Raw genomic sequence first — 21,119 nt, 5'->3', positions numbered from 1 at the left:
ACCCCTGGCTGCGCCGCGCGCCAAGGCGTCCAATCCGCCTCGCGCGCTTACTCCCCTGTCCGGGCGCCCCCGGAGCGGCGCGCGCTTATCGCGCTTTCGGCCGAACACATGTTCGTAACCCAAATGCACGCGAGGATTCGCCGTGACGCTCAACAACAGCTTCAATGCTCGCCAGACCCTCAAAGTCGGTGACAAGTCCTACACCTATTACTCCCTCGTGGAGGCCGAGAAGAACGGCCTCACCGGCGCCTCGAAGCTGCCCTTCTCCATGAAGGTGCTGCTCGAGAACCTGCTCCGCTACGAGGACGGCCGCACGGTCACCAAGGCCGATATCGAGGCCGTGGCCGCCTGGCTCGACAACAAGGGCAAGGACGAGAAGGAAATCGCCTACCGCCCCGCCCGCGTCCTGATGCAGGACTTCACCGGCGTTCCGGCCGTGGTGGATCTCGCCGCCATGCGCGACGCCATGAAGAACCTCGGCGGCGATCCGCGCAAGATCAACCCGCTCGTGCCCGTCGACCTGGTCATCGACCATTCGGTGATCGTCGACGAGTTCGGGACGCCCAAGGCCTTCGACCGCAACGTCGAGCTGGAATACCAGCGCAACGGCGAGCGCTACCGCTTCCTCAAGTGGGGCCAGACCGCGTTCGAGAACTTCTCCGTCGTGCCTCCGGGCACCGGCATCTGCCACCAGGTGAACCTCGAGTTCCTGTCGCAGGCCGTCTGGACCCGCAGGGACACCGCGACCGGCGAGGAGACCGCCTATCCTGACACCCTGGTCGGCACCGATTCGCACACCACCATGGTCAACGGCCTGGCCGTTCTCGGCTGGGGCGTGGGCGGCATCGAGGCTGAGGCCGCCATGCTCGGCCAGCCGGTCTCCATGCTGATCCCCGAGGTGATCGGCTTCAAGCTCACCGGCAAGCTGAAAGAGGGCGTGACCGCCACCGACCTGGTGCTCACCGTCACCCAGATGCTGCGCAAGAAGGGCGTGGTCGGCAAGTTCGTGGAATTCTACGGCCCCGGCCTCAACGACATGTCGGTCGCCGACCGCGCCACCATCGGCAACATGGCGCCCGAATACGGCGCGACCTGCGGGTTCTTCCCCATCGACGACAAGACCATCGCGTATCTGCGCACCACCAGCCGCACGGACGAGCGCGTCGCCCTCGTCGAGGCCTATGCCAAGGCGCAGGGCATGTGGCGCACGGCCGAGACGCCCGACCCGGTCTTCACCGACACCCTCGAGCTAGACCTGGACGATGTGGTGCCCTCGCTGGCCGGCCCGAAGCGCCCGCAGGACCGCGTGACGCTCGACACCTCCAAGACCGAGTTCCTCGGCGCCATGGAGAAGGAGTTCCGCAAGGCCGGCGAGATCGGCAAGCGCGTGAAGGTCGAGGACGCGAACTACGATCTCGGCCATGGCGACGTGGTGATCGCGGCGATCACCTCCTGCACCAACACCTCGAACCCGAGCGTGATGATCGGCGCGGGCCTGCTCGCCCGCAACGCGGTCGCCAAGGGCCTGACCTCCAAGCCGTGGGTGAAGACCTCCCTGGCGCCCGGATCGCAGATCGTCGAGGAATATTTCAAGAAGGCCGGGCTCCAGGGCGACCTGGATGCGCTGGGCTTCAACCTCGTCGGCTTCGGCTGCACGACCTGCATCGGCAATTCGGGCCCGCTGCCGGAGAACGTCTCGAAGGCGATCAACGACAACGACCTCGTGGCCGTGTCGGTGCTCTCGGGCAACCGCAACTTCGAGGGCCGCGTGAACCCGGACGTGCGCGCGAACTATCTGGCCTCGCCTCCCCTGGTGGTGGCTTACGCGCTCGCCGGCTCCATGCTGGTGGATCTCACCAAGGATCCCCTCGGCACGGGCTCGGACGGCCAGCCGGTCTATCTCAAGGACATCTGGCCCTCCTCGGCCGAGGTCCAGGACTTCATCGACCGCACGATCACCAGCGAGCTGTTCAAGACCCGCTACGCCGACGTGTTCTCGGGCGACGAGAACTGGAAGAAGGTCACCTTCGAGCCGGGCCTGACCTATGAGTGGGACATGGGCTCCACCTATGTGCAGAACCCGCCCTACTTCGAAGGCATGGCCAAGGATCCGAAGCCGGTCACGGACATCGTGAACGCGCGCATCCTCGGTCTCTTCCAGGACTCGATCACCACCGACCACATCTCGCCCGCGGGCAACATCCGGGCCGCCTCGCCGGCCGGTGAATACCTGCAGTCGCATCAGGTGCGCGTCGCCGACTTCAATCAGTACGGCACCCGTCGCGGCAACCACGAGGTCATGATGCGCGGCACCTTCGCCAACATCCGCATCAAGAACCAGATGGTGAAGGACGAGAGCGGCCACGTGGTCGAAGGCGGCTACACCATCCACCAGCCCTCCGGCGAGCGGATGTTCATCTACGACGCCGCCATGCGCTACAAGGACGAGGGCGTCCCGCTCGTCATCCTGGCCGGCAAGGAATACGGCACCGGCTCGTCCCGCGACTGGGCGGCCAAGGGCACGGTCCTGCTCGGCGTGCGCGCCGTGATCGCCGAGAGCTTCGAGCGCATCCACCGCTCGAACCTGGTCGGGATGGGCGTGGCCCCGTTCGTGTTCGAGCAGGGCACGTCCTGGGAGACCCTCGGCCTGAAGGGCGACGAGACCATCACCATCAAGGGCCTGGCCGGCGAGCTGAAGCCGCGCCAGCGCATGGAGATGGAGGTCACCTCGGCGGACGGCTCGGTGCGCAAGGTGCCGGTGCATTGCCGCATCGATACGCTCGAGGAGGTCGAGTACTTCCGCAACGGCGGCATCCTGCACTACGTGCTGCGTCAGCTCGCGGCTTAAAGCACCGCAAACGCCCGCGAACGAACGAGCCCGCCCCTTCACAGGGGCGGGCTTTTCTTTGCCGGGTCCTTTTTGGGGGACCTTGCACTCGATCGATACCGCATTGCCCATCCTCCGAGAGGCGGGCTGGGCATTCCCCATCTCACGTCATGGCCGGGCTCGTCCCGGCCATCCCGATCCGGTGAAGCGCTACGCCTGTCCGGCGAACGTCTCCCGTTCAGATGAAGAGGAAGTCCTTGTAGGTGAGGCTCGTGCCCTCACCCTTTTGGAGCTTCACGGTGCCGATCTCCAGCATGGCCTTCGCGCCGGAACCGTCCGCGTCCCAGTACAGCTTGACCTCGGTCGGCTTGACTTTCTTGGCGATGAAGAAATCGTCCCGGTCGAGCGCCTTGTCGCCGACCCGGAAGAAGCTGCTCTTCATCTTGTACGCATGGTCGAGCCCAGCCCCTTTCCCCTTCAGGTATTGGGCGATCGTCCGATTGGAGAAGGCCGCGTCGTCGAGGTAGATCGAATCGTATTTCGGCCCGAAATCGACGATCGTGTCCTTGTTCCTGGCGGCCACGCTCTTGCTGGTGAGCCGGGTGTCGAACACGAATGCATCCCGGCTCGCCGCACCCTTCGCGCCATAGAGCTTGTCAAGCCCCGCGCCGCCGCCGATCGTGTCGTTGCCGGCCTCGCCCTTGAGCGTATCGTTGCCGGCGGCGCCGAACAGGCGGTCGTGGCCGGCATTGCCGGCAAGCGTGTCGTTGCCGCCGCCGCCGTAGAAGACGTCGTTGTGGGCCGTGCCGGCGGTCACCTCGGTTGCGACATCGTCAACGTTGATCGCCCATGTCTGGGTGGCGACACCACCCTGGCCATCCGAGACCTGAACGGTGATGCTGTGCGAACGCGCCTGCTCGTAGTCGAGCCGGAAACCATCGGCGACCAGGATCCGGTTGCCGGAGAGCATGAAGCGGCCGCCGGCATCGTCGAGGAGCGCATAAGACAGGGGATCGTTGTTCTCATCGGTCGCCGCTAACGTCCCCACCAGCGTGCCCACCGCCGCATACTCCATTGCCACGGTCGCGGACAGCTTCAGGTCGGTCGGGGCATGGTTAGACGGAGGCGGCGGCGGCGGCGGCGGCGGAGGCGGCGGGGTCGTCTCGTCAACATCGGCGACATTGATCGTGAAGGTCTGTGTGGCGCTGGTGCCGCCGTCCTTCCCGTCGGAGGCCTTCAGATGAACCGTCACATATTTCAGGTTCTCCGGTAGCTGTTCATAGTCGATGGGGTCTTTCAGCTTGAGCTGCTTGTGACCGTTTCCATCATCGATGATCTCGAACAGACGATTGCCGCTGGTGTTGTCCCACGCATCATCGAAGGTCCAGGTCAGATTGGCGTCGCCGTCGCTGTCTTGCGCCGCGAGAATGCCGGTGAAGGGGTCATTCTCGTTGATCGTGACGGTCGTGCCGCCATTCAGCGTGAGGTGGCTCGGCGCGTGATTGCCGTTCACCACATCCGTCACCGTGATGGTGAAGGTGCGGTAATCGGCCTTCGATTGTGTGCCACCGTTCTTGTCCGACACCTTGAGGGTGATGGTGAATGTCTGGTTGCCGACTCCGGCCGGGAGAGCCCTGGCGACCGTCAGTTGGCCGGTTGCCGCATCGACGGCGAACAGCCCGTTCGCATCGGCGGCATTGCCTTGGATGTCCTTCAACTCGAACCTGAGGCCAACCTGGCCATCTTCAGGGTCGTGCGCTGCGAAAGTTCCAACCGATGCACCGGGCTGGGCATCTTCCGAGACCTGCCTGTTGTCCAGGCCATCGATGATGGGAGCTTTGTTGACGTCCTTCACCTTGATGACGACGGTCTGGTCGGTGGCGCCGCCTTGCCCGTCCGAAACCGTCACAACCAGGGAGTACTCGGTGTCCTGCGTCACCTCCGGTGCTATGCCGCCGGTTGGCCCGATAATCCCATCCTGGTCAACCTTGAATAGATTATTCGGGTTCGTCTTCAGCGCATAGCTGATCGTGCCGCCGTCCGCATCATGCGCATAGATGCGGGCGATGTTGCCTGCGGTATTCTCATTGATGAGGAATTTCCCAGCGTCCGCGCCGGTGCCGACGGAGGCGCCCCAGGAATCTACCTTATCGACGACGGGCGCCAGGTTGAGGTGCGTGCTCGTGATCGTGAAATCCTTGACCAGCGAGCCGCTATGGGTGTCCGAGACCTTCACTTTAACGGTGTAGGTTCCGGCCGCCAGGGTGCCATAGCTCACCGCGAGCTGATTGCCGTTGACGATCGCAAACTTGCCCAGGTTGGGATCGCTGGCATCGATCGCGAAGGCGAGTGTCTCGACTGCATCGTCTGGATCATGAGCCTTCAGCGTTCCCAGCACGGTGGCCACGCCGTCGTCTCCGATCGTCTTGGCGTTGGTATTGTCCGTGAACGCCAGGAGGTCAGGATTCCTGTTGGCGCTCATGTCCGCAAGGGTCAGCGTCTGATCGTCGAACCTGGCGAGTTCGACATCCTTCAGCAGGTCGGTGCCGTCCTGACCGACGATTTTGTAGGTGCCATCCGCATTCTTGGTGACCGTATAGTCCTGCCGGTTGCCCGTGAACACCGCCGTGTCGGTGTCGGCGCCGCCATCGATCGTATCGCCGCCGCCGCCGCCCGTGAGCACGTCGTCACCATCCCCGCCATGGAGACGATCGGCTCCTTCCTTGCCGATCAGGGCGTCCTTGCCGCCCATGCCGTCGAGCTCGACGCCCTGGCCGCTATCGCGGACCAAGCCGATGATGACATCGGCCACGTCGGTGCCCTGCACGACCTCGATGTCCTTCAGGGTGTCGCCCGCCGCCACACCGCCGGTCTGCCCCGCCGTCATGTTGACGACGATGCCGCCACTATCGAGAGGCGTGTAGAGATAGGAGACGATGTCCCAACCAGCCCCACCATCGAGGCTGTCGCCGCCGGCTCCTCCATCGAGCCAGTCGTTGCCGTCCCCACCGTAGAGACGATCGCCGCCGTCCTGCCCGGTCAGTTTGTCGTTACCCTTCTGGCCGTAGAGCGCGACACCATTGCCGTTGCCGCGATCCAGTCCGGTGATGATGTCGTCTGAATTCGTGCCCTCCACGGCTTCGACATGGACCAGCACATCGCCCGCGGCGGCGCCCCCGGTTTGGCCGGTGGTCATGTTGAGGACGATGCCGCCTCTCTCGGGCGGCAGGAAGAGATAGGTGACGAGATCCCAGCCAGCGCCGCCATCCATGGCATCGGCGCCGTTGCCGCCGTCGATGGTGTCGCTGCCGTCGCCTCCGTAGAGAGTGTCCGCTCCGCTGCCGCCATGAAGATGATCGTCGAACTTGGTGCCGGCATATTGCTGGCCGATATCGCCGCCGGTCCAATCGACGGCACTTTCGCGGGGATCGAAAATCCTGGCTTTGACGACTCCGGCCTCGGGGCCATATTTGACGACCCATTCGACGATGAAGCGCCCATCATTGAGGGTCTTGATCTGCGGATTGGTAACGCTGTTTTGAGTGTTGCTATCGTAGAAACGCTCGGTCGTTGCAACGCCGCCCTTGTATGTTCCCAAGACGATGCCGTTGCCGGTGGCTCCGCTGGTGTATGTGAAAGCGAAATCACCGTTGGATAGCGGGGCCAACGTTATCTTCCGGGCGAGCTGACCCGATTCCTCGGAAAGCTGTGTTGTTTGCACAACCACGCCTTGCGGCGAAAGGATCGTGACTTTTATGGCTGTTACATTCTCCTGGGAGTTCCAGACCGGAGTTATGACCGCGAAATTCCCATTACTTAATGTCGTTATGCTTGAGAATTCGGCGCTATACGAATTTGTGTTATTGACAAGTGCCTGATGGGATAACACTACTCCGTCCAGATTTGCGATGTCTACATATAGAATATTCTTGCTGTTGTTGAATTGAAGATTAGCGATATTGTTCTGGCTTGAGCTTGCCTCGCCCAAGTTGATGGAACCTGCGTCCGTGTCAAGGAATCCAGAGGTGCCTGCATCATTATGGTATTTGAAATATCTCAAGCCACGATCATTAAACGTCAGGTAGAAAGATCCATCGTTGAACGTGGTAATGACAGGATTGACGATGGGATTACTGTCTAGAGCTTTAGAATAGATTGGATTGGAGTCGATCCTTCCGTAGAATACGTCATATGTTTCCTGAACCAGAGTGAGCATTTTCGATTGCTGGTTCAGCTTCGTATAAGCGACGACGAACCGTCCATTTGGCAAGGCAGCCACGGAAGGAGTGTCCTTGCCGGCTTCTCCTGGCGCGCTGATGTCGAACGGTCCACCCATTGGACTGCCGTCCGCATTGAGAACTTGGCCTCTTATTGTGTTGGTCGTCACGTCGCGCCATGTGGTGACGATCCATCCATCTCTGAGGACAGTCGTGCTTGTGACAACGTCATAAGCATTGAACAAGTGCGTGTTACCGACGACTTGCTCGGTACTCCATTGACTTGGAAAGGCCATTGTCGAGCTCCATTACGAAAAGGTTGGCATGGCGTGTGGTTAATCTTCCGAGGCCGCGACGCTCCTGCACGTGCATGCGAACTCGTCCCGCTAGGGAATTCCGTCAGTGAATAGGCTGCGGAGATATCGTCGAATCTTTATAATGTTTCATTGGCGGCAATCAAGATCGCCATGAAAGGCAAGCCGATCATTTCCCTAGAGGAACTGGCGGACGAGCCGATCACGCGCCGGCCAAGGAGGGAATTTGCCACGTGCAGTGGAGTCCGGACCCCACCCCGGATCGTCCGTTTGTCGCTCCATTGATCCGGAAAGGTCATCGACGAACTCCTCGCAATATTGCGTATTGGTGTTACTGTTCAGTTGGCTCAGGCGCGGTGCGGCCGCACACGACGTGCAACATGATTGCGGACGGCTTTCCTCAGGCAGCGGTTTACCGGATCCGGGTCGGAATCCATATAACGTTGCGACATCGGTATGCAACGTTTCCAAGTGAATCAAGTCCTTTCCCGACCTCGGCCGGATCCTTGCGTCCTTTTGCCCACCCGTGTGCAGTGGGCCGATCGCCTACAAAACCAGGCTTCCGCCGCTGGCGGCGCGGTGCCGTTAAGGGCCCGTTAACCCTGCCGGGCGGACACTCGATCCTGACCTTCCTCTCGCCGCCTTCATGTCCATGAGCGACCTTCTCGTCAGTATCCGCCACGCCAAGCCCGACGACGCCCCGGCCCTCTCGCGGGTCTTCGATGCGGCCTGGCGGGAGGCCTATTCCGGCATCATCCCCGGCGTGACCCTGGACAAGATGTTCTCCCGGCGCTCCCCGCGCTGGTGGCGCTCGACCGTGTCGCGCGGGCGCCCGCTCGTGGTGCTCGATATCGGCGAGGGCGCGGTTGGCTACGCCTCCTACGGGCGCTGCCGCGACCGGGCGCTGCCGGCTGGCGGGGAGATCGACGAGCTCTACCTGCTGCCCGAATACCAGGGCATCGGCTTCGGCCGGCGCCTGTTCAACGCGGTGCGCAACGATCTCAAGGATCGGGGGATGGACCGGATCGTCGTCTGGGCCCTGGAAGAGAACGAGCGCGCCTGCGCGTTCTACGAGAGCATGGGCGGGCGCACGGTCGCCCGGGTCGAGGAGCGCATCGGCGGAACGCCGCTCGCCAAGGTCGCCTATCTGTTCCGCTGACGGCGCGCGGGACGGCCGGTCCGCAACCCTGTTGCAGCCTCCCGGAGCCCGATTCCGCTTTGCGCGCAAGACGTTCCGCACAGGAGGCGCGTCCCGTCGGGCCTGAAAGTGGGTTCCCCTTTTGAACCCAATGCTCTAGTGAGGCGTCCAAGCTTCAGAAAGCGGTCGTCCGGCCTCTCGGTTCAAGCCGCTCTCGAGACGATCTTCTGCCGCGTTGTTCCGGCGGGACGGCATCCTCCTCCGGAGGAGCCTCGCCCGGAACGATGTTTCAAGCCTTGTTCCGGAGAACAGCTCTATGCGCCTTGATGCGATCAAGATTGGAAAGAACCCGCCGGACGACGTGAACGTCGTGATCGAAGTGCCGCTCGGCGGCGAGCCCATCAAGTACGAGATGGACAAGGAATCCGGCACGCTCTTCGTCGACCGCTTCCTCTACACGTCGATGCGGTATCCGGGGAATTACGGCTTCATCCCGCACACGCTCTCGGGCGACGGCGACCCCTGCGACGTGCTCGTCGCCAACACCCGCGCCATTGCGCCGGGCGCCGTCATGAACGTGCGCCCGGTGGGCGTTCTGGTGATGGAGGACGACGGCGGCCAGGACGAGAAGATCATCGCCGTCCCATCGAGCAAGCTGACCCAGCGCTACGACCGGGTCGCGACCTATACGGATCTGCCCGAGATCACCATCAAGCAGATCGAGCATTTCTTCGAGCACTACAAGGATCTCGAGCCCGGCAAATGGGCCAAGATCATCCGCTGGGGCGACGCCGAAGAGGCCCGCCGCCTGATCGTCGAGGGGATCGAGCGCGCGAAGGCGGACGCGAAGGGCTGATCCGCGCGAGCGGCCGACCGCCGCAACGGTCATGAGGCATCGGGCCCGGCTCACAGGGTGAGCCAGGCCTTCTCGTTGCAGAGGCCTCAGACGATGAAGAAGTCCTTGTGGGAGATCGGGATCTTCTTCGTGATGTTGGCGAACTGGACGGCCTTCGCGGGACCCGACCCGTCGGGATCATAGAAGAGCGCGCCGGCGCTCTTGAGGTACAGGATCCGGTCGTCCTTGTCCTTGAAGTGATCCCCGACCACGAAGGCCTTCTTCGACAGGGTGCCTTTGGAAATCTTGGAAAAAGCGTGCCGCGACAGGTGGATGACGTCGTCCGCCGCAACGAAATCCTGAATGTAGTCGAGGTTCGACTTCACGTTCGGCTTCCTGTCGAACAGGAAGACGTCGCTCCCGCTCCCGCCGTCGAGAGTGTCGTTGCCGGCGCCGCCGATGAGCGTGTCGGCGCCGGCGCCGCCGAAGAGCGTGTCGTTTCCTGCCAGGCCGGAGAGCCGGTCGTTGCCCGACTCGCCGGACAGCTGCTCGGCCTTGTCGGTGCCGACGCGGGCGAGCGGGGTCGTCTCGACGATGTTGAAGACGGAAATCGTGAAAGACTTGGTGAACGTGCCGCCATAGGGGTCCTTCGCCGTGACCGCGATCGTGTGCTGCCCGGCCGTCTCGAAATCGAGCGCCTTCACCAGGACGATCTTCTTGCCGGTGGCATCGAGGCCGAAGAGCCCGTCCGGGTTCGACGCGAGGCTGTAGGTCAGGGCGTCGCCGTCCGGATCGCTGCCGGAGAGCGACCCGATTGTGGCGCCGATCGCCGCGTCTTCGGACAACAGCGAGTTCTGGAACAGAAGGATGCTGGAAGGGTTGCCGTTGACGAGCGCGATGGTCTGGTTCGAACCCAGGAATCTCACCAGCCGTACATCTTTGAGCGTATCGGTGCCGTCCCTCTGGGCTCCCTGGTTGTCGGCGACCGTGAAGGTGTCGCCGCTCTGTGTGATGGTGTAGTCGGCCCTGGCACCGGAAAATACGGCGGTGTCCTCGCCCGAGCCGCCGTCGAGGGTGTCGTCGCCCTTCCCGCCCGTGAGGGTGTCGTTGCCTCCGTTGCCGGTCAGCTTGTTGTTCGCATCGTTGCCCGTGAAGGTGTCGGCCCCGAACCCGCCCTCCAGGTTGGCGATTCCGATCAGGGTGTCCATGCCGTATCCGAACGTGTTCTGGGCTCCAGGTTGCGACAGGTCGGCCGTGGCGGCCGAGAAGCCGCTGTAGCGGACCGTATCGGTGCCGGTGCCGCCTTCGAGCCGGTCGTCGCCGAGCCCGCCGTCGAGGGTATCGTCGCCGCCGCCGCCGCGCAGGATATTGCTGCCCGTGCTGCCGACGAGCGTGTCGTCGGAGCCGCTCCCGGTGACGTTCTCGATGTTGACGAGGGTGTCGTGGTTTTGCCCGCCGCCGATCAACTGCGATATCGTCCGGCTGAGATCGACGCTGATGCTGCCGGTCGCATCCGAATAGTCGGCCGTGTCGTTACCATCGCCGCCGTCGAGATAATCGTCGCCTCCCCCGCCGGAAAAAATGTCCGAACCGGTGCCGCCATAGGCGGTGTCGTTGCCGGCGCCGAGCTTGATCGTCCCGCCGATCGCGAAGCCCAGGACGCCGTCATAGAAGTCGTTCCCGTCCTTCAGGTCCAGGAGGACGGCATTGGCCGCGGTGGACGTGGATTGCAACGTGCCGGTGTTGACGATTCGCTCGGCCCCGACATTGCCTTCGATCACGAGGCCCGCGGCCTTGATCGTTCCGGCATTGTTGACCGTGTGGATCCCCCCGGCCGAAAAGCGGATCGCGGCGCCGGCCGGGGTCCGAGACTCGATCGTGCCCTCGTTGGTGACGATGTCGGACGAGCCCAGGAGCTGCAGTCCGTCGGCCTGAGCCAGGACGGTCCTTGTCTTCCGGACGAGGATGTGACCGATGTCGGTGACCTTGATGGTGCTCGTGACGTCGAGGTCGATCACCGCGAGGTCGAGTCCTGTCACGTCGCCGGCGGCCGGGAGGGGGTTCGAGGCGTCGAAAATTTTGCTGGTCATGAAGGGTCCGGACGATCTGAAAAATGCAGGATCATATTGCTATATAACATTACATATGATTCGGATACTGTCTGCCCGTCGCAGGAGCCGCGACGGCCCGCTGCTCGGCACGGATTGCCAAGCCACAAAGGCCGGCCGCCCGGCGGCGACCGGGCGAGGCTCGCGCCTCACCCGGCCGCGCTCACGCGGCCGGAACCGGAGCGGCCGCGCCGGCGTCCCGGTATTCGGCCCAGGCCTGGCGCAGGATCTGCACCGCCGACGACAGGAACAGGCCGGCCATGAGGCCGGCCACGATCAGGTCGGGCCAGGCGCTCCCGGTGCCCCAGACCGCGACGGCAGCCGCCATGACCACGACGTTGCCGATGGCGTCGTTGCGCGAGCACAGCCAGACGGAGCGCACGTTGGCGTCCCCATCCTTGTAGCGCATCAGCAGGAGCACGCTGGCGAGGTTCGCGGCGAGCGCCAGGATCCCGATCCCGCCCATGATCTCCGCCCGGGGAAGGCCCAGGATCAGCACATGGTAGACCGTGGAGCCCAGCACCCAGGCGCCCATGAGCGACAGGCTCGCGCCCTTGAACAGGGCCGCGGCGGCGCGAACCCTCAGGGACGCGCCGATGACGGCAAGGCTCAGCCCGTAGGTGACCGTGTCGCCGAGGAAGTCGAGGGCGTCGGCCTGCAAGGCCTGGGAACGGGCGAGGTGGCCGGCCACGATCTCGGTGACGAACAACGCGGCATTGATCGCGATTACGGTCCAGAGGATCCGCTTGTAGCGGGGGTCGACGCCGTCGAAGACCGGCACGCCGCCGTGGCAGCCGCAGGCGGCCTCTCCATGGCAATGGTCCTGATGCGGGTGGCTCACGGAATCCTGCGCCTGGTGCTCGTGTGAGGAGCAGCATGTTCCATGGCTGTGACCCTCGCTCATCCGAATCTCCTTTTCGTCCGTCAGCGAGACTCGTACAATCTCTAGCGACTGGAGGTTCAAGAGAGAAAATGACGGATCTGTCGATCGGGGAGTTGTCGCGCCGGACGGCCGTGAAAGTACCGACCATCCGCTATTACGAGCAGATCGGCCTTCTCCCGGCCCCGCCGCGCACGGAGGGACGGCAGCGCCGCTACGGGTCCGATCACGTGGCCCGGCTCGGCTTCATCCGCCATGCGCGCGAGCTCGGCTTCGAGGTCGAGGCCATCCGCGAGCTTCTGAGCCTGAGCGCGGCGCCGGAGCGACCCTGCGAACCGGCCGATCGGATCGTCCTGCGGCATCTGGAGGGCGTCGAGCGCCGCATCGCCCAGCTCGAGCTGCTCCGCTCCGAGCTGCGGCACATGCTCGACGATTGCCGGCACGGGCAGGTGGGCGAGTGCCGGATCATCCAGGTGCTGGCGGATCATGACCTGTGCCGGCACGAGCACGGCAGGATGGAGTCAGGGGCTCCTGCCCGTCACGCCCGGCGGGGATCGACCCGCTTTCCCGTCATGGCCGGGCCTGACCCGGCCATCCCTATCCGCTGAGGCGCGGCGCTTCTCCTGATCGGGATCACCGGCACGGGGCCGGTGATGACGACCTGGGGGCCGTCCTACAACGCCTCGCCCCGCAGCAGCCTGGGCTGCCGCTCGCTGACGCCCGCCGCCTCCCGGATGAAGAAGCGCTTGAGGCCGGGCATCCGGTCGACGAGGCCGAGCCCCAGGTCGCGGATCAGGCGCACGGGCAGTACGTCGTTGGAAAACAGCCGGTTGAGACCGTCGGTCATCACCCCCATGGCGGTGATGTCGGCGCGCCGGGCCCGCTCGTACCGGTCGAGCACGTCGGCCGCCCCGGGATCCATGCCGAGGCGCATGGCGTCGGTGACGGTCTCGGCGAGCGCCGCCGCGTCGTGCAGGCCGAGATTGAGCCCCTGGCCGGCGATGGGATGGATCACGTGAGCGGCGTCGCCCAGGAGCGCGAGACGCTCGGCCACGAAGGAACGGGCGACGCCGAAGGACAGGGGAAAAGCCTGGGGACGGGTCTCGAAGCTGAGTTTTCCGAGCTGGAGCCCGAAGCGGCGCTCCAATTCGACGAGCAGATCCTCGGGATGCGATTCGAGCAGGGCGGACACGGCGTCGGCCCGCTCCGTCCAGACGATGGAGGAGCGGTGCCGGATCGAACCATCGGCTTGCGGCTCGTCTTTCAGCGGCAGGATCGCGAAGGGCCCGGAGGGCAGGAAGTGCTCGACCGCCCTGCCCTCGTGGTCCCGCTCGTGGGCGATGGTGGCCACGATGCCGGACTGCCGGTAGGGCCAGGAGATCCAGCCGATGCCTGCCTGCTCGCGCAGGCGCGAGCGTGCCCCGTCGGCCGCCACGAGGAGCGAGGCCGTCAGGCTGCCGCCCTGCGCCAGCGCGACGTTCGTGCGCGCGCCCTGGAGGGCAAAGCCCTTCACGCCCTCGGCGCGCAGGTCGACGCCGCTTTCGCGGCAAGCCTCCAGCAGGGCGGCGGTCAGGTCGCCCGCCGTGACCATGTGGGCGAAGGGCTCATGGCCGTCGACCTCGCCCGCGAAGGTCAGGAAGGTCGGACGCACCGGATCCTGCAGGCGGCTGTCGGTGATCACCATGTCGAGGATGGGCTGGGCCCTGTCGGCGATCCCCGGCCAGGTTCCGAGCGCCTCCAGCATCCGGCGCGCCGCCGCCGCGATGGCGTAGGAGCGCTTGTCCCCATGGGGATCGCGCCGGAGGGCCGGATCGCACATGACCACGTCGACCCCGTCGGCGAGCGCTTGCTTCAGCGCCAGCGCCAGGGACAGCCCGGCGAGCCCTCCGCCCGCGATGACGATGCGCGGTCGCTCCATCCCGGTTGCTGCGCTCATCCGTCTTTCTCCATGCCTTCGACATTATAGGTGGGTGTCAGCGATCCATCGACCAGCGTCAAGCTTGACCTTCTCGCGCCTCTCACCGATGGATGGCTGCTGCCGATCGAAGGACCTTGAACCCCATGTCCCGTGCCGTTTCCGATCTCCTGTCCATCCTCGACCTCGAGCCCCTCGAGGTGAACCTGTTCCGCGGGCAGAGCCCGAAGAGCGGGTGGCAGCGTGTCTTCGGCGGGCAGGTGATCGGCCAGGCGCTGGTGGCCGCGACCCGCACTGTCGACGGGCGTCCGCCCCATTCGCTTCACTGCTACTTCATGCTGCCGGGCGATCCTCGGATCCCGATCATCTACGAGGTGGAGCGCATCCGCGACGGCAAGAGCTTCAGCACCCGGCGCGTGCTCGCGATCCAGCACGGGCAGGCGATCTTCGCCATGTCGGCCTCGTTCCACCGGGAAGAGGAGGGCTTCGAGCACCAGGCCGAGATGCCGAAGGTGCCCGGACCCGACGAGCTCCCGAGCGAGGAGGACGTGAAGGGCCGGCTTCTCCTGCAGATGCCCGAGCCCATGCGCACCTATTACGAGCGCGAGCGGCCGCTCGAGATCCGACCCGTGGAGATCAAGCGCTACACCTCCCGCGACCCGGGGGAGCCGCGCTTCCACGTCTGGATCAAGACCACCGGACGCCTGCCGGACGATCCGGCGATCCATCAATGCGTCCTGGCCTATGCGTCCGACATGACGCTCCTCGACACGTCCCTCTTCCCCCATGGCCGGACCGTGTTCGACCCGGCGATCCAGCCGGCGAGCCTCGATCACGCCATGTGGTTCCACCGGCCGTTCCGGGCCGACGAGTGGCTGCTCTACGCGCAGGATACCCCCAGCGCCGGCGGCGCGCGCGGCTTCTCGCGCGGACTCATTTTTAAGCAGGACGGCACCCTGGTGGCGTCCGTTGCCCAGGAAGGGCTCATCCGCGAACGCCGGACCTGACCTGTTCTGCCTAAAATTTGATCAATAAGGCTGTTTTATAGCCCAGCTGGGCCTGCCTAGGAAAGAGGCAGCGGCCGTGCGCCTATGGCAATGAGGCCTGGCATGTTTCTTGCGTAGATCCCCCCGACACCCGTCCACGAGGCCGGGTTCAATTGGAAAAGGCTGCCTGATTGGTCGGGCAGACGTCTCAAAAAGGGGGCCAGACCCATGAAAATCGTGATGGCGGTCATCAAGCCGTTCAAGCTGGAAGAGGTGCGCGACGCGCTCACCGCTCTCGGCGTGCACGGCCTCACCGTGACCGAGGTGAAGGGATACGGACGGCAGAAGGGCCATACCGAGATCTACCGCGGGGCCGAATATGCGGTCAGCTTCCTGCCGAAGCTGAAGATCGAGGTCGCGGTGGCGAGCGAGCTGGTCGGCCAGGTGATCGAAGCGATCACGGCGGCCGCGCGCACGGGCCAGATCGGCGACGGCAAGATCTTCGTCACCTCGCTCGAAAAGGCGGTCCGCATCCGCACGGGCGAGACCGACATCGACGCCCTATGATCCCATTCATGCAATGATTGTCCGGAGTTCAGATCCGATGAAGTTCCGTCCCCTCCTCGTTCCGGCGCTCGCTGCGCTCGGACTGGGCCTTACGGCCCTCGATCCCGCCCTGGCGCAGGACGCCGCCGCGGCCGCCCCCACGGTCAACAAGGGTGATACCAGCTGGATGCTCGTGTCGACGATCCTCGTGATCCTCATGACGATCCCGGGCCTCGCCCTGTTCTATGGCGGCCTCGTGCGCACCAAGAACATGCTGTCGGTGCTCATGCAGGTCTTCGCGGTGTTCTCCCTGGTGTCGATCCTGTGGGCATTCTATGGCTACTCGCTCGCCTTCACGTCCGGCGGCGAGGGCATCGGGGCCTTCATCGGCGGCTTCTCCAAGGCGTTCCTCGCCGGGGTGACCACGGATTCCACCGCCGACACCTTCACCAAGGGCGTGGCGATTCCCGAATTCACCTTCGCGGCCTTCCAGCTCACCTTCGCGTGCATCACCCCGGCCCTGATCGTCGGCGCCTTCGCCGAGCGCATCAAGTTCTCGGCCGTGATGCTGTTCACCGGCCTGTGGCTGACCTTCGTGTATCTCCCGATCGCCCACATGGTGTGGTTCTCGGAAGGCTACCTGTTCGGCCTGGGCGCCCTCGACTTCGCGGGCGGCACGGTGGTCCACATCAATTCCGGCGTCGCGGGCCTCGTCGGCGCCCTGCTGATCGGCAAGCGCATCGGCTACGGCCGCGACCTGCTCGCCCCGCACTCGCTGACGCTCACCTTCGTGGGCGCGTGCCTCCTGTGGGTCGGCTGGTTCGGCTTCAACGCCGGCTCTAACCTGGAAGCCACGGGCGGCGCGGCCCTCGCGCTGATCAACACCATCCTGGCCCCGGCCGCCGCGGGCCTCGCCTGGATGACCGTGGAGGCCCTCGGCAAGGGAAAGGCCTCGCTGCTGGGCATCGCGTCGGGCGCGGTCGCCGGCCTCGTGGCCATCACGCCGGCCGCCGGCCTGTCCGGCCCCATGGGCTCCATCGTGCTCGGCCTGGTGGCCGGCGCGGCCTGCTACTTCGCCGTCACGGGCGTGAAGAACGCTCTCGGCTATGACGATGCGCTCGACGTCTTCGGCATCCACGGGGTCGGCGGCATCATCGGGGCCATCGGCACCGGCGTCGTGGCGGCTCCGTCGCTGGGCGGCTACGGGGTCGGCGAGTACTCGATCGGCGGCCAGGTCTGGACCCAGATCATCGCCGTGGTGGTGACCCTGGCCTGGACCGGCATCGGCTCCGTCGTGCTCTACAAGATCACCGACATGATCGTCGGTCTGCGGGTCACGCAGGACCAGGAGCACGAAGGCCTCGACCTCGCAGACCACGGCGAGCGCGCCTACAACTACTGAACGATCCATCCTCCCGAACGGAAAAGCCCCGGACCGAAAGGCCGGGGCTTTTCTCTATGATTGGTCCAAGGATCTCGCCGCGTCATGGCCGGGCCTGTCCCAGTCATCCCGACGATGTGAAGCGCAGCGCTTTTCCGATCGGGATCACCGGCACGTGGCCGGTGATGACGGGGGGCGTGGATGCGCCTCACCCGTTCTTAATGAGCTGCCGCAGCTTGGCGCGGCGGGTCTCCTCGGGCTCCTGGAAGTTGGACGTGCCGTAGAACTCGCCCTTGCTGTCCATCAGGAACAGGGTGGCCGAGTGGTCCATGGTGTAGCCGTCGTCGGTCGGGACCTTGCGGTAATAGATCTTGTAGGCGCGCGCCGCGGCCGCGATCTCCTCCTCGGTGCCCGACAGGCCGACGATGCGCGGATCGAAGGACGAGAGATAGGTCTTCATCAGCTCCGGCGTGTCGCGCGCCGGGTCGACGGTGATGAAGGCGGCCTGGAGCCGGTCGGCATCCGGGCCGAGCGCCGCCATGTCCTGGGTGAGATCGTACAGGGTGGTCGGGCAGACCTCCGGGCAATGGGTGAAGCCGAAGAACACCACGAAGGGCCGGCCTTTCAGGTTCTCCTCGGTGAACGGCCGGCCCTCGTGGCTCGTCAGCCGGAACGGCCCGCCGATCGGCACCTTGCCGGCGCTCTGCTGCTGCGACGGGAACAGGAGCAGGCCCGCCGTCACCACCAGCACCAAGAGGCCGGTGGTGAAGACGAGAAGCGGCACGAGAAGACGCTTGATGGTCATCGCCGATCTCCCGGGCTAGTGCTGGTGCTCGGCCGGGGCGCCGCCCATGCCGCGCACCGCGTATTCCACCTCGACGCGCCCCACCTTCTCGAAGACGAGCGTTCCCTTGACCGTCTGGCCTTCCTTCAGGGGCTCCTTCAGGTCCATGAACATGAGATGCAGGCCGCCCGGCTTCAGTTCGACCGTGGCGCCCGGCTTGATCTCGAGCCCGCCCTCGACCGGCTTCATGCGCATGACGTCGCCGTCCATGCGCATCTCGTGCACCTCGACCTTGGAGGCGAGCGGGAACGAGCCGCCGACGAGGCGGTCGGGCGTCGTGCCGGTATTCGTGATGCGCAGGTAGCCGCCGCCGACCTTGGCGGCCCCGGGGGTCGCCCGCGACCAGGGCTGTTCGAGGGTGAGCGGTCCGGCCTTCACGACCTGAGAGGCCGCGGCGGCAAGGCCCGCCACCCGCACGCCGGGCGCGGGCGATTTGAGGCTGTGCGGATCCTCGCCGGCGGCCGGCACCTGGGTCCATTCCTCGGTCGCGCCGTCGCATTCCTGCACGACGGGGAAATACACCGTCGCGCCGGGCTGATAGGCGTCGGTGAAGCGGGCCTGGAACACGAACTCGTCGTAATAGGCGTCGTCCAGGGAGCCGGTCCAGACGATGTCCGTGACCCCTTCCGACACGGCCTCGCCGTTGACCTGATAGGCCTTCACGTAGGCGCCCTTGGCGGTCTCCAGCTTCCAGCCGGCCTTGGGCATCGGCTTGACCGCCACGATGCCCTCGGGGATGCGCACGCGCACCTTGAGGGTCGCCTTGCCGTCGCAGCCATGCGGGATGCGCAGCACGGCCTTGTAGGTGGAATTGGGATTCGCCTGCCCGTTCTCGAACGAGACATGAGCGAGGGCGGGCTGGGCAATCAGGAGGGCGGCAGCGGTCAACGCGCCGCCGAAGCGTGACGAAGTCATCGGATACGTCCTTGAATGATGCTGTAGGATCGAAGCGGGCGGCACTCAGCCGAGGCCAGGCGGCGCGCGCGATCCCAGAGGCAGGACGTTCGAGGTGAGGCCCAGATGCGGTGTCCCGGCGGACGGACCGGCCGGCGCGGCGACCGGTGCGATCCGCTCGAGAACCGCCGCAGCCGGGGCCGGGCCTGCCGCCGTCGAGCCGTGGCAGCTCAGGGTGCAGCAGAGAGTCTCGTGCGCCTTCTTCGGTCCGTGATCGGGCCCGGAGGAGCCATCCTGGATGCAGATGATCCCCTGGGCCTCGGCCGCCGCCGCGACATGGAACGCACCGCTGACCGACAGGAGCAGAGCCTGCAGCACGAACGCATAGGCCATCGCCGCCACGATAGCGGCGCGCGTCCAGGCGGATCTCGGGCCTCTGCGAGTCATGGCCGGGACACTGATCGTTCGGAGGCCCGAGGTCAACAACGGAAAGCCGGCGCGTCTTTTCCCCACCCGATGCACTTACGGTTAAAGGACCCTTAACCCGGCCCGGCTAGCATCCAGGCAATACTGTCCCGTCCCATGGTTTCTTTAGAGTGGTTTGATGCGTACGGCCCGCCGTTCTTCTTCCGCCTATGATGGCCTCTTCAGCGCCTTCCGAGCCTTCCTGGCCCGCCGGGCGCAGGAGCTGACGGGCCTGTGCCTGATCACGGCCGCCGGCGCGGTCGCGGTGGCCCTCGCCACCTGGTCGGTCGACGACCCGAGCCTCAACAACGCCACCGACCTCCCCGTCCGCAACCTCCTCGGCTGGCCCGGCGCCATCGTGGCCGACCTGCTGATGCAGCTTCTCGGGCTCGGCGCCATCGCGGCTCTGCTGCCCCTGGCGCTCTGGGGCTGGCGCCTCATGAAGTCGGGCGATCTCGGCCGCCTGCAGCTGCGCCTGGCCCTCTGGGTGATCGGCGCTGGCGCCGCGACGGCTCTCGCCAGCGCCCTGCCGCCGACGCAGAGCTGGCCGCTGCCCACCGGGCTCGGCGGCGTGGTCGGCGATGCGGTGCTCGCCGGAGCCAAGGCCATCACGGGCCTGTCCAGTGGGTCCGCCAGCGCCGTCCTGGGCCTCCTGTTCGCGGGCGTATCGATCTTCAGCCTCACGGCCGCCTGCGGCCTCGGCCCGCAGGAGGAGCGCGCCCACGAGGATCCCGAGGAGATCGAGGAAAGCCCGCCGGTTCGGCGACGCAAGATCCAGGATTGGGACGAGGCGGAGGAGTCCGGCCAGGACGAGCCCGGCTGGGGCATCGTGTCCCTGGGAGCGCTCGCCCATGGAGTCATGAGCCTGCGCGCCTCGGCCCGGCGCTGGAAGGAGAGCCGCCGCTCCGCCCTCGCGGAGGACGACGGAGACGGTCCCGCTCCGGCCCGGCGGCCGTCCCGGCAGCCCGGCCTGCGGCGCGAGCCCGTTCTCGAGGGCGCCCCGGTGCGCCCGCGGCCCGCCCCGGCCTCCGTGCCGATGCATGACGAGGATGAGGCCGGCTGGGACGTGGACGAGCCGCATCTGCCGCCGCTCCATCCCGCCGCAAGGCCGGAGCCCGCCCCGACCCGCGTCGCCCCGGCGCCCGCCGCGCCGAAGCCCGGCAAGCGCATGGCCCGCGAATCGCAGCCCTCCCTGCTCGACGAGGAGAACTACCAGCTGCCGCAGCTCAACCTGCTGGCCGAGCCCAAGCGGCCGTCGGTCCCGACGATCTCGGCCGAGGCCCTGGAGCAGAACGCCGCCCTGCTCGAGGGGACGCTCGAGGATTTTGGCGTGCGCGGCGCCATCACCAAGGTCAATCCGGGTCCTGTTGTGACGCTGTACGAGCTTGAGCCTGCGCCTGGGACGAAGTCGTCGCGGGTGATCTCGCTGGCGGACGACATCGCGCGCTCGATGAGCGCGGTCTCGGCGCGGGTGGCGGTGGTGCAGGGGCGCAACGCCATCGGGATCGAGCTGCCCAACCACAAGCGCGAGACCGTGTACCTGCGCGAGCTGCTGGCCTCGCAGGACTTCGAGGCCACCAAGCAGAAGCTCGCCCTGTGCCTGGGCAAGACCATCGGGGGCGAGCCGGTGATCGCCGACCTGGCCCGCATGCCGCACCTGCTGGTGGCCGGCACCACCGGGTCGGGCAAGTCGGTGGCGATCAACACCATGATCCTGTCGCTGGTCTACCGGCTCTCGCCGGCCGAGTGCCGGCTGATCATGGTCGATC

16 protein-coding genes are annotated in these 21,119 nt (G+C 65.7%); 8 read left to right on the top strand and 8 right to left on the bottom strand.

The genetic code is table 11. The features are described 5' to 3' along the window. Positions 1-142: 142 nt before the first annotated feature. Positions 143-2,848 (top strand): aconitate hydratase AcnA, encoded by a 2,706-nt coding sequence (gene acnA / locus NF876_RS27030; protein ID WP_262271456.1) that lies wholly within the window; start codon positions 143-145, stop codon positions 2,846-2,848. 217 nt (positions 2,849-3,065) lie between these two features. Here the strand turns inward: acnA and NF876_RS27025 are convergent, their stop codons facing one another. Together NF876_RS27025 and NF876_RS27020 are read right to left on the bottom strand one after the other, a co-directional pair. Continuing rightward, entirely contained in the window at positions 3,066-7,340 is a 4,275-nt protein-coding gene (locus NF876_RS27025) for a cadherin domain-containing protein (RefSeq protein ID WP_262271455.1), read from the bottom strand. A 137-nt stretch (positions 7,341-7,477) separates the two neighbouring features. Then, positions 7,478-7,657, bottom strand: coding sequence for a hypothetical protein (locus NF876_RS27020; protein WP_262271454.1), 180 nt, complete (start codon positions 7,655-7,657; stop codon positions 7,478-7,480). A 353-nt stretch (positions 7,658-8,010) separates the two neighbouring features. On the opposite strand from NF876_RS27020, the gene NF876_RS27015 reads away from it, so the two are divergent. After that, the gene (locus tag NF876_RS27015; protein ID WP_262271453.1) at positions 8,011-8,517 is read left to right on the top strand and encodes a GNAT family N-acetyltransferase; all 507 of its coding nucleotides are present in this window, start codon (positions 8,011-8,013) and stop codon (positions 8,515-8,517) included. Positions 8,518-8,812: 295 nt separating this feature from the next. Further along, positions 8,813-9,352: an inorganic diphosphatase gene (gene ppa, locus NF876_RS27010; protein WP_262271452.1), complete on the top strand. Its 540-nt coding sequence runs from the start codon at positions 8,813-8,815 to the stop codon at positions 9,350-9,352. 86 nt (positions 9,353-9,438) lie between these two features. Here the strand turns inward: ppa and NF876_RS27005 are convergent, their stop codons facing one another. Both NF876_RS27005 and NF876_RS27000 read right to left on the bottom strand, forming a co-directional pair. Further along, a complete protein-coding gene (locus NF876_RS27005; protein ID WP_262271451.1) occupies positions 9,439-11,421 on the bottom strand; it encodes a cadherin domain-containing protein in 1,983 nt (660 codons plus the stop codon). A 181-nt stretch (positions 11,422-11,602) separates the two neighbouring features. Then, on the bottom strand, positions 11,603-12,343 hold the full coding sequence (locus NF876_RS27000; protein ID WP_262271450.1) for a cation efflux transmembrane domain-containing protein: 741 nt from the start codon (positions 12,341-12,343) through the stop codon (positions 11,603-11,605). Between the two features lie 68 nt (positions 12,344-12,411). Between NF876_RS27000 and NF876_RS26995 the strand changes: the two genes are divergently transcribed. Beyond that, positions 12,412-12,927, top strand: a complete 516-nt coding sequence (locus NF876_RS26995; protein ID WP_315974457.1) for a MerR family transcriptional regulator — start codon at positions 12,412-12,414, stop codon at positions 12,925-12,927. 65 nt (positions 12,928-12,992) lie between these two features. Here the strand turns inward: NF876_RS26995 and NF876_RS26990 are convergent, their stop codons facing one another. Continuing rightward, on the bottom strand, positions 12,993-14,255 hold the full coding sequence (locus NF876_RS26990; protein ID WP_262271449.1) for a ubiquinone biosynthesis hydroxylase: 1,263 nt from the start codon (positions 14,253-14,255) through the stop codon (positions 12,993-12,995). A gap of 125 nt (positions 14,256-14,380) precedes the next feature. Between NF876_RS26990 and tesB the strand changes: the two genes are divergently transcribed. The 3 genes from tesB (at position 14,381) to NF876_RS26975 (ending at position 17,168) form a co-directional block, all read left to right on the top strand. Continuing rightward, positions 14,381-15,241 (top strand): acyl-CoA thioesterase II, encoded by an 861-nt coding sequence (gene tesB, locus NF876_RS26985; RefSeq protein ID WP_262271448.1) that lies wholly within the window; start codon positions 14,381-14,383, stop codon positions 15,239-15,241. Between the two features lie 207 nt (positions 15,242-15,448). After that, entirely contained in the window at positions 15,449-15,787 is a 339-nt protein-coding gene (locus NF876_RS26980; protein ID WP_262271447.1) for a P-II family nitrogen regulator, read from the top strand. Between the two features lie 37 nt (positions 15,788-15,824). After that, positions 15,825-17,168: an ammonium transporter gene (locus tag NF876_RS26975; RefSeq protein WP_262271446.1), complete on the top strand. Its 1,344-nt coding sequence runs from the start codon at positions 15,825-15,827 to the stop codon at positions 17,166-17,168. A 187-nt stretch (positions 17,169-17,355) separates the two neighbouring features. Here the strand turns inward: NF876_RS26975 and NF876_RS26970 are convergent, their stop codons facing one another. The 3 genes from NF876_RS26970 to NF876_RS26960 are packed head-to-tail and all read right to left on the bottom strand — an operon-like array spanning position 17,356 to position 19,332. Continuing rightward, complete coding sequence (locus NF876_RS26970) at positions 17,356-17,952, bottom strand: SCO family protein (protein ID WP_262271445.1); 597 nt, start codon at positions 17,950-17,952, stop codon at positions 17,356-17,358. Positions 17,953-17,967: 15 nt separating this feature from the next. After that, on the bottom strand, positions 17,968-18,906 hold the full coding sequence (locus tag NF876_RS26965) for a DUF1775 domain-containing protein (protein ID WP_262271444.1): 939 nt from the start codon (positions 18,904-18,906) through the stop codon (positions 17,968-17,970). A 45-nt stretch (positions 18,907-18,951) separates the two neighbouring features. Further along, the gene (locus NF876_RS26960; RefSeq protein ID WP_262271443.1) at positions 18,952-19,332 is read right to left on the bottom strand and encodes a hypothetical protein; all 381 of its coding nucleotides are present in this window, start codon (positions 19,330-19,332) and stop codon (positions 18,952-18,954) included. 157 nt (positions 19,333-19,489) lie between these two features. On the opposite strand from NF876_RS26960, the gene NF876_RS26955 reads away from it, so the two are divergent. Further along, on the top strand, positions 19,490-21,119 hold a 1,630-nt coding region (locus NF876_RS26955; RefSeq protein WP_262271442.1), incomplete at its 3' end, for a DNA translocase FtsK 4TM domain-containing protein.

This window comes from Microvirga yunnanensis (assembly GCF_025460875.1).
This window is presented reverse-complemented; position numbering and strand designations above follow the sequence as displayed.

Coding starts and splice junctions, on each gene's coding strand:
- NF876_RS27025 (WP_262271455.1), bottom strand. CDS start 7,340: ATGGCCTTTCCAAGTCAATGGAGTACCGAGCAAGTCGTCGGTAACACG.
- NF876_RS27020 (WP_262271454.1), bottom strand. CDS start 7,657: ATGACCTTTCCGGATCAATGGAGCGACAAACGGACGATCCGGGGTGGG.
- NF876_RS27015 (WP_262271453.1), top strand. CDS start 8,011: ATGAGCGACCTTCTCGTCAGTATCCGCCACGCCAAGCCCGACGACGCC.
- ppa (WP_262271452.1), top strand. CDS start 8,813: ATGCGCCTTGATGCGATCAAGATTGGAAAGAACCCGCCGGACGACGTG.
- NF876_RS27005 (WP_262271451.1), bottom strand. CDS start 11,421: ATGACCAGCAAAATTTTCGACGCCTCGAACCCCCTCCCGGCCGCCGGC.
- NF876_RS27000 (WP_262271450.1), bottom strand. CDS start 12,343: ATGAGCGAGGGTCACAGCCATGGAACATGCTGCTCCTCACACGAGCAC.
- NF876_RS26995 (WP_315974457.1), top strand. CDS start 12,412: ATGACGGATCTGTCGATCGGGGAGTTGTCGCGCCGGACGGCCGTGAAA.
- NF876_RS26990 (WP_262271449.1), bottom strand. CDS start 14,255: ATGAGCGCAGCAACCGGGATGGAGCGACCGCGCATCGTCATCGCGGGC.
- tesB (WP_262271448.1), top strand. CDS start 14,381: ATGTCCCGTGCCGTTTCCGATCTCCTGTCCATCCTCGACCTCGAGCCC.
- NF876_RS26980 (WP_262271447.1), top strand. CDS start 15,449: ATGAAAATCGTGATGGCGGTCATCAAGCCGTTCAAGCTGGAAGAGGTG.
- NF876_RS26975 (WP_262271446.1), top strand. CDS start 15,825: ATGAAGTTCCGTCCCCTCCTCGTTCCGGCGCTCGCTGCGCTCGGACTG.
- NF876_RS26970 (WP_262271445.1), bottom strand. CDS start 17,952: ATGACCATCAAGCGTCTTCTCGTGCCGCTTCTCGTCTTCACCACCGGC.
- NF876_RS26965 (WP_262271444.1), bottom strand. CDS start 18,906: ATGACTTCGTCACGCTTCGGCGGCGCGTTGACCGCTGCCGCCCTCCTG.
- NF876_RS26960 (WP_262271443.1), bottom strand. CDS start 19,332: ATGACTCGCAGAGGCCCGAGATCCGCCTGGACGCGCGCCGCTATCGTG.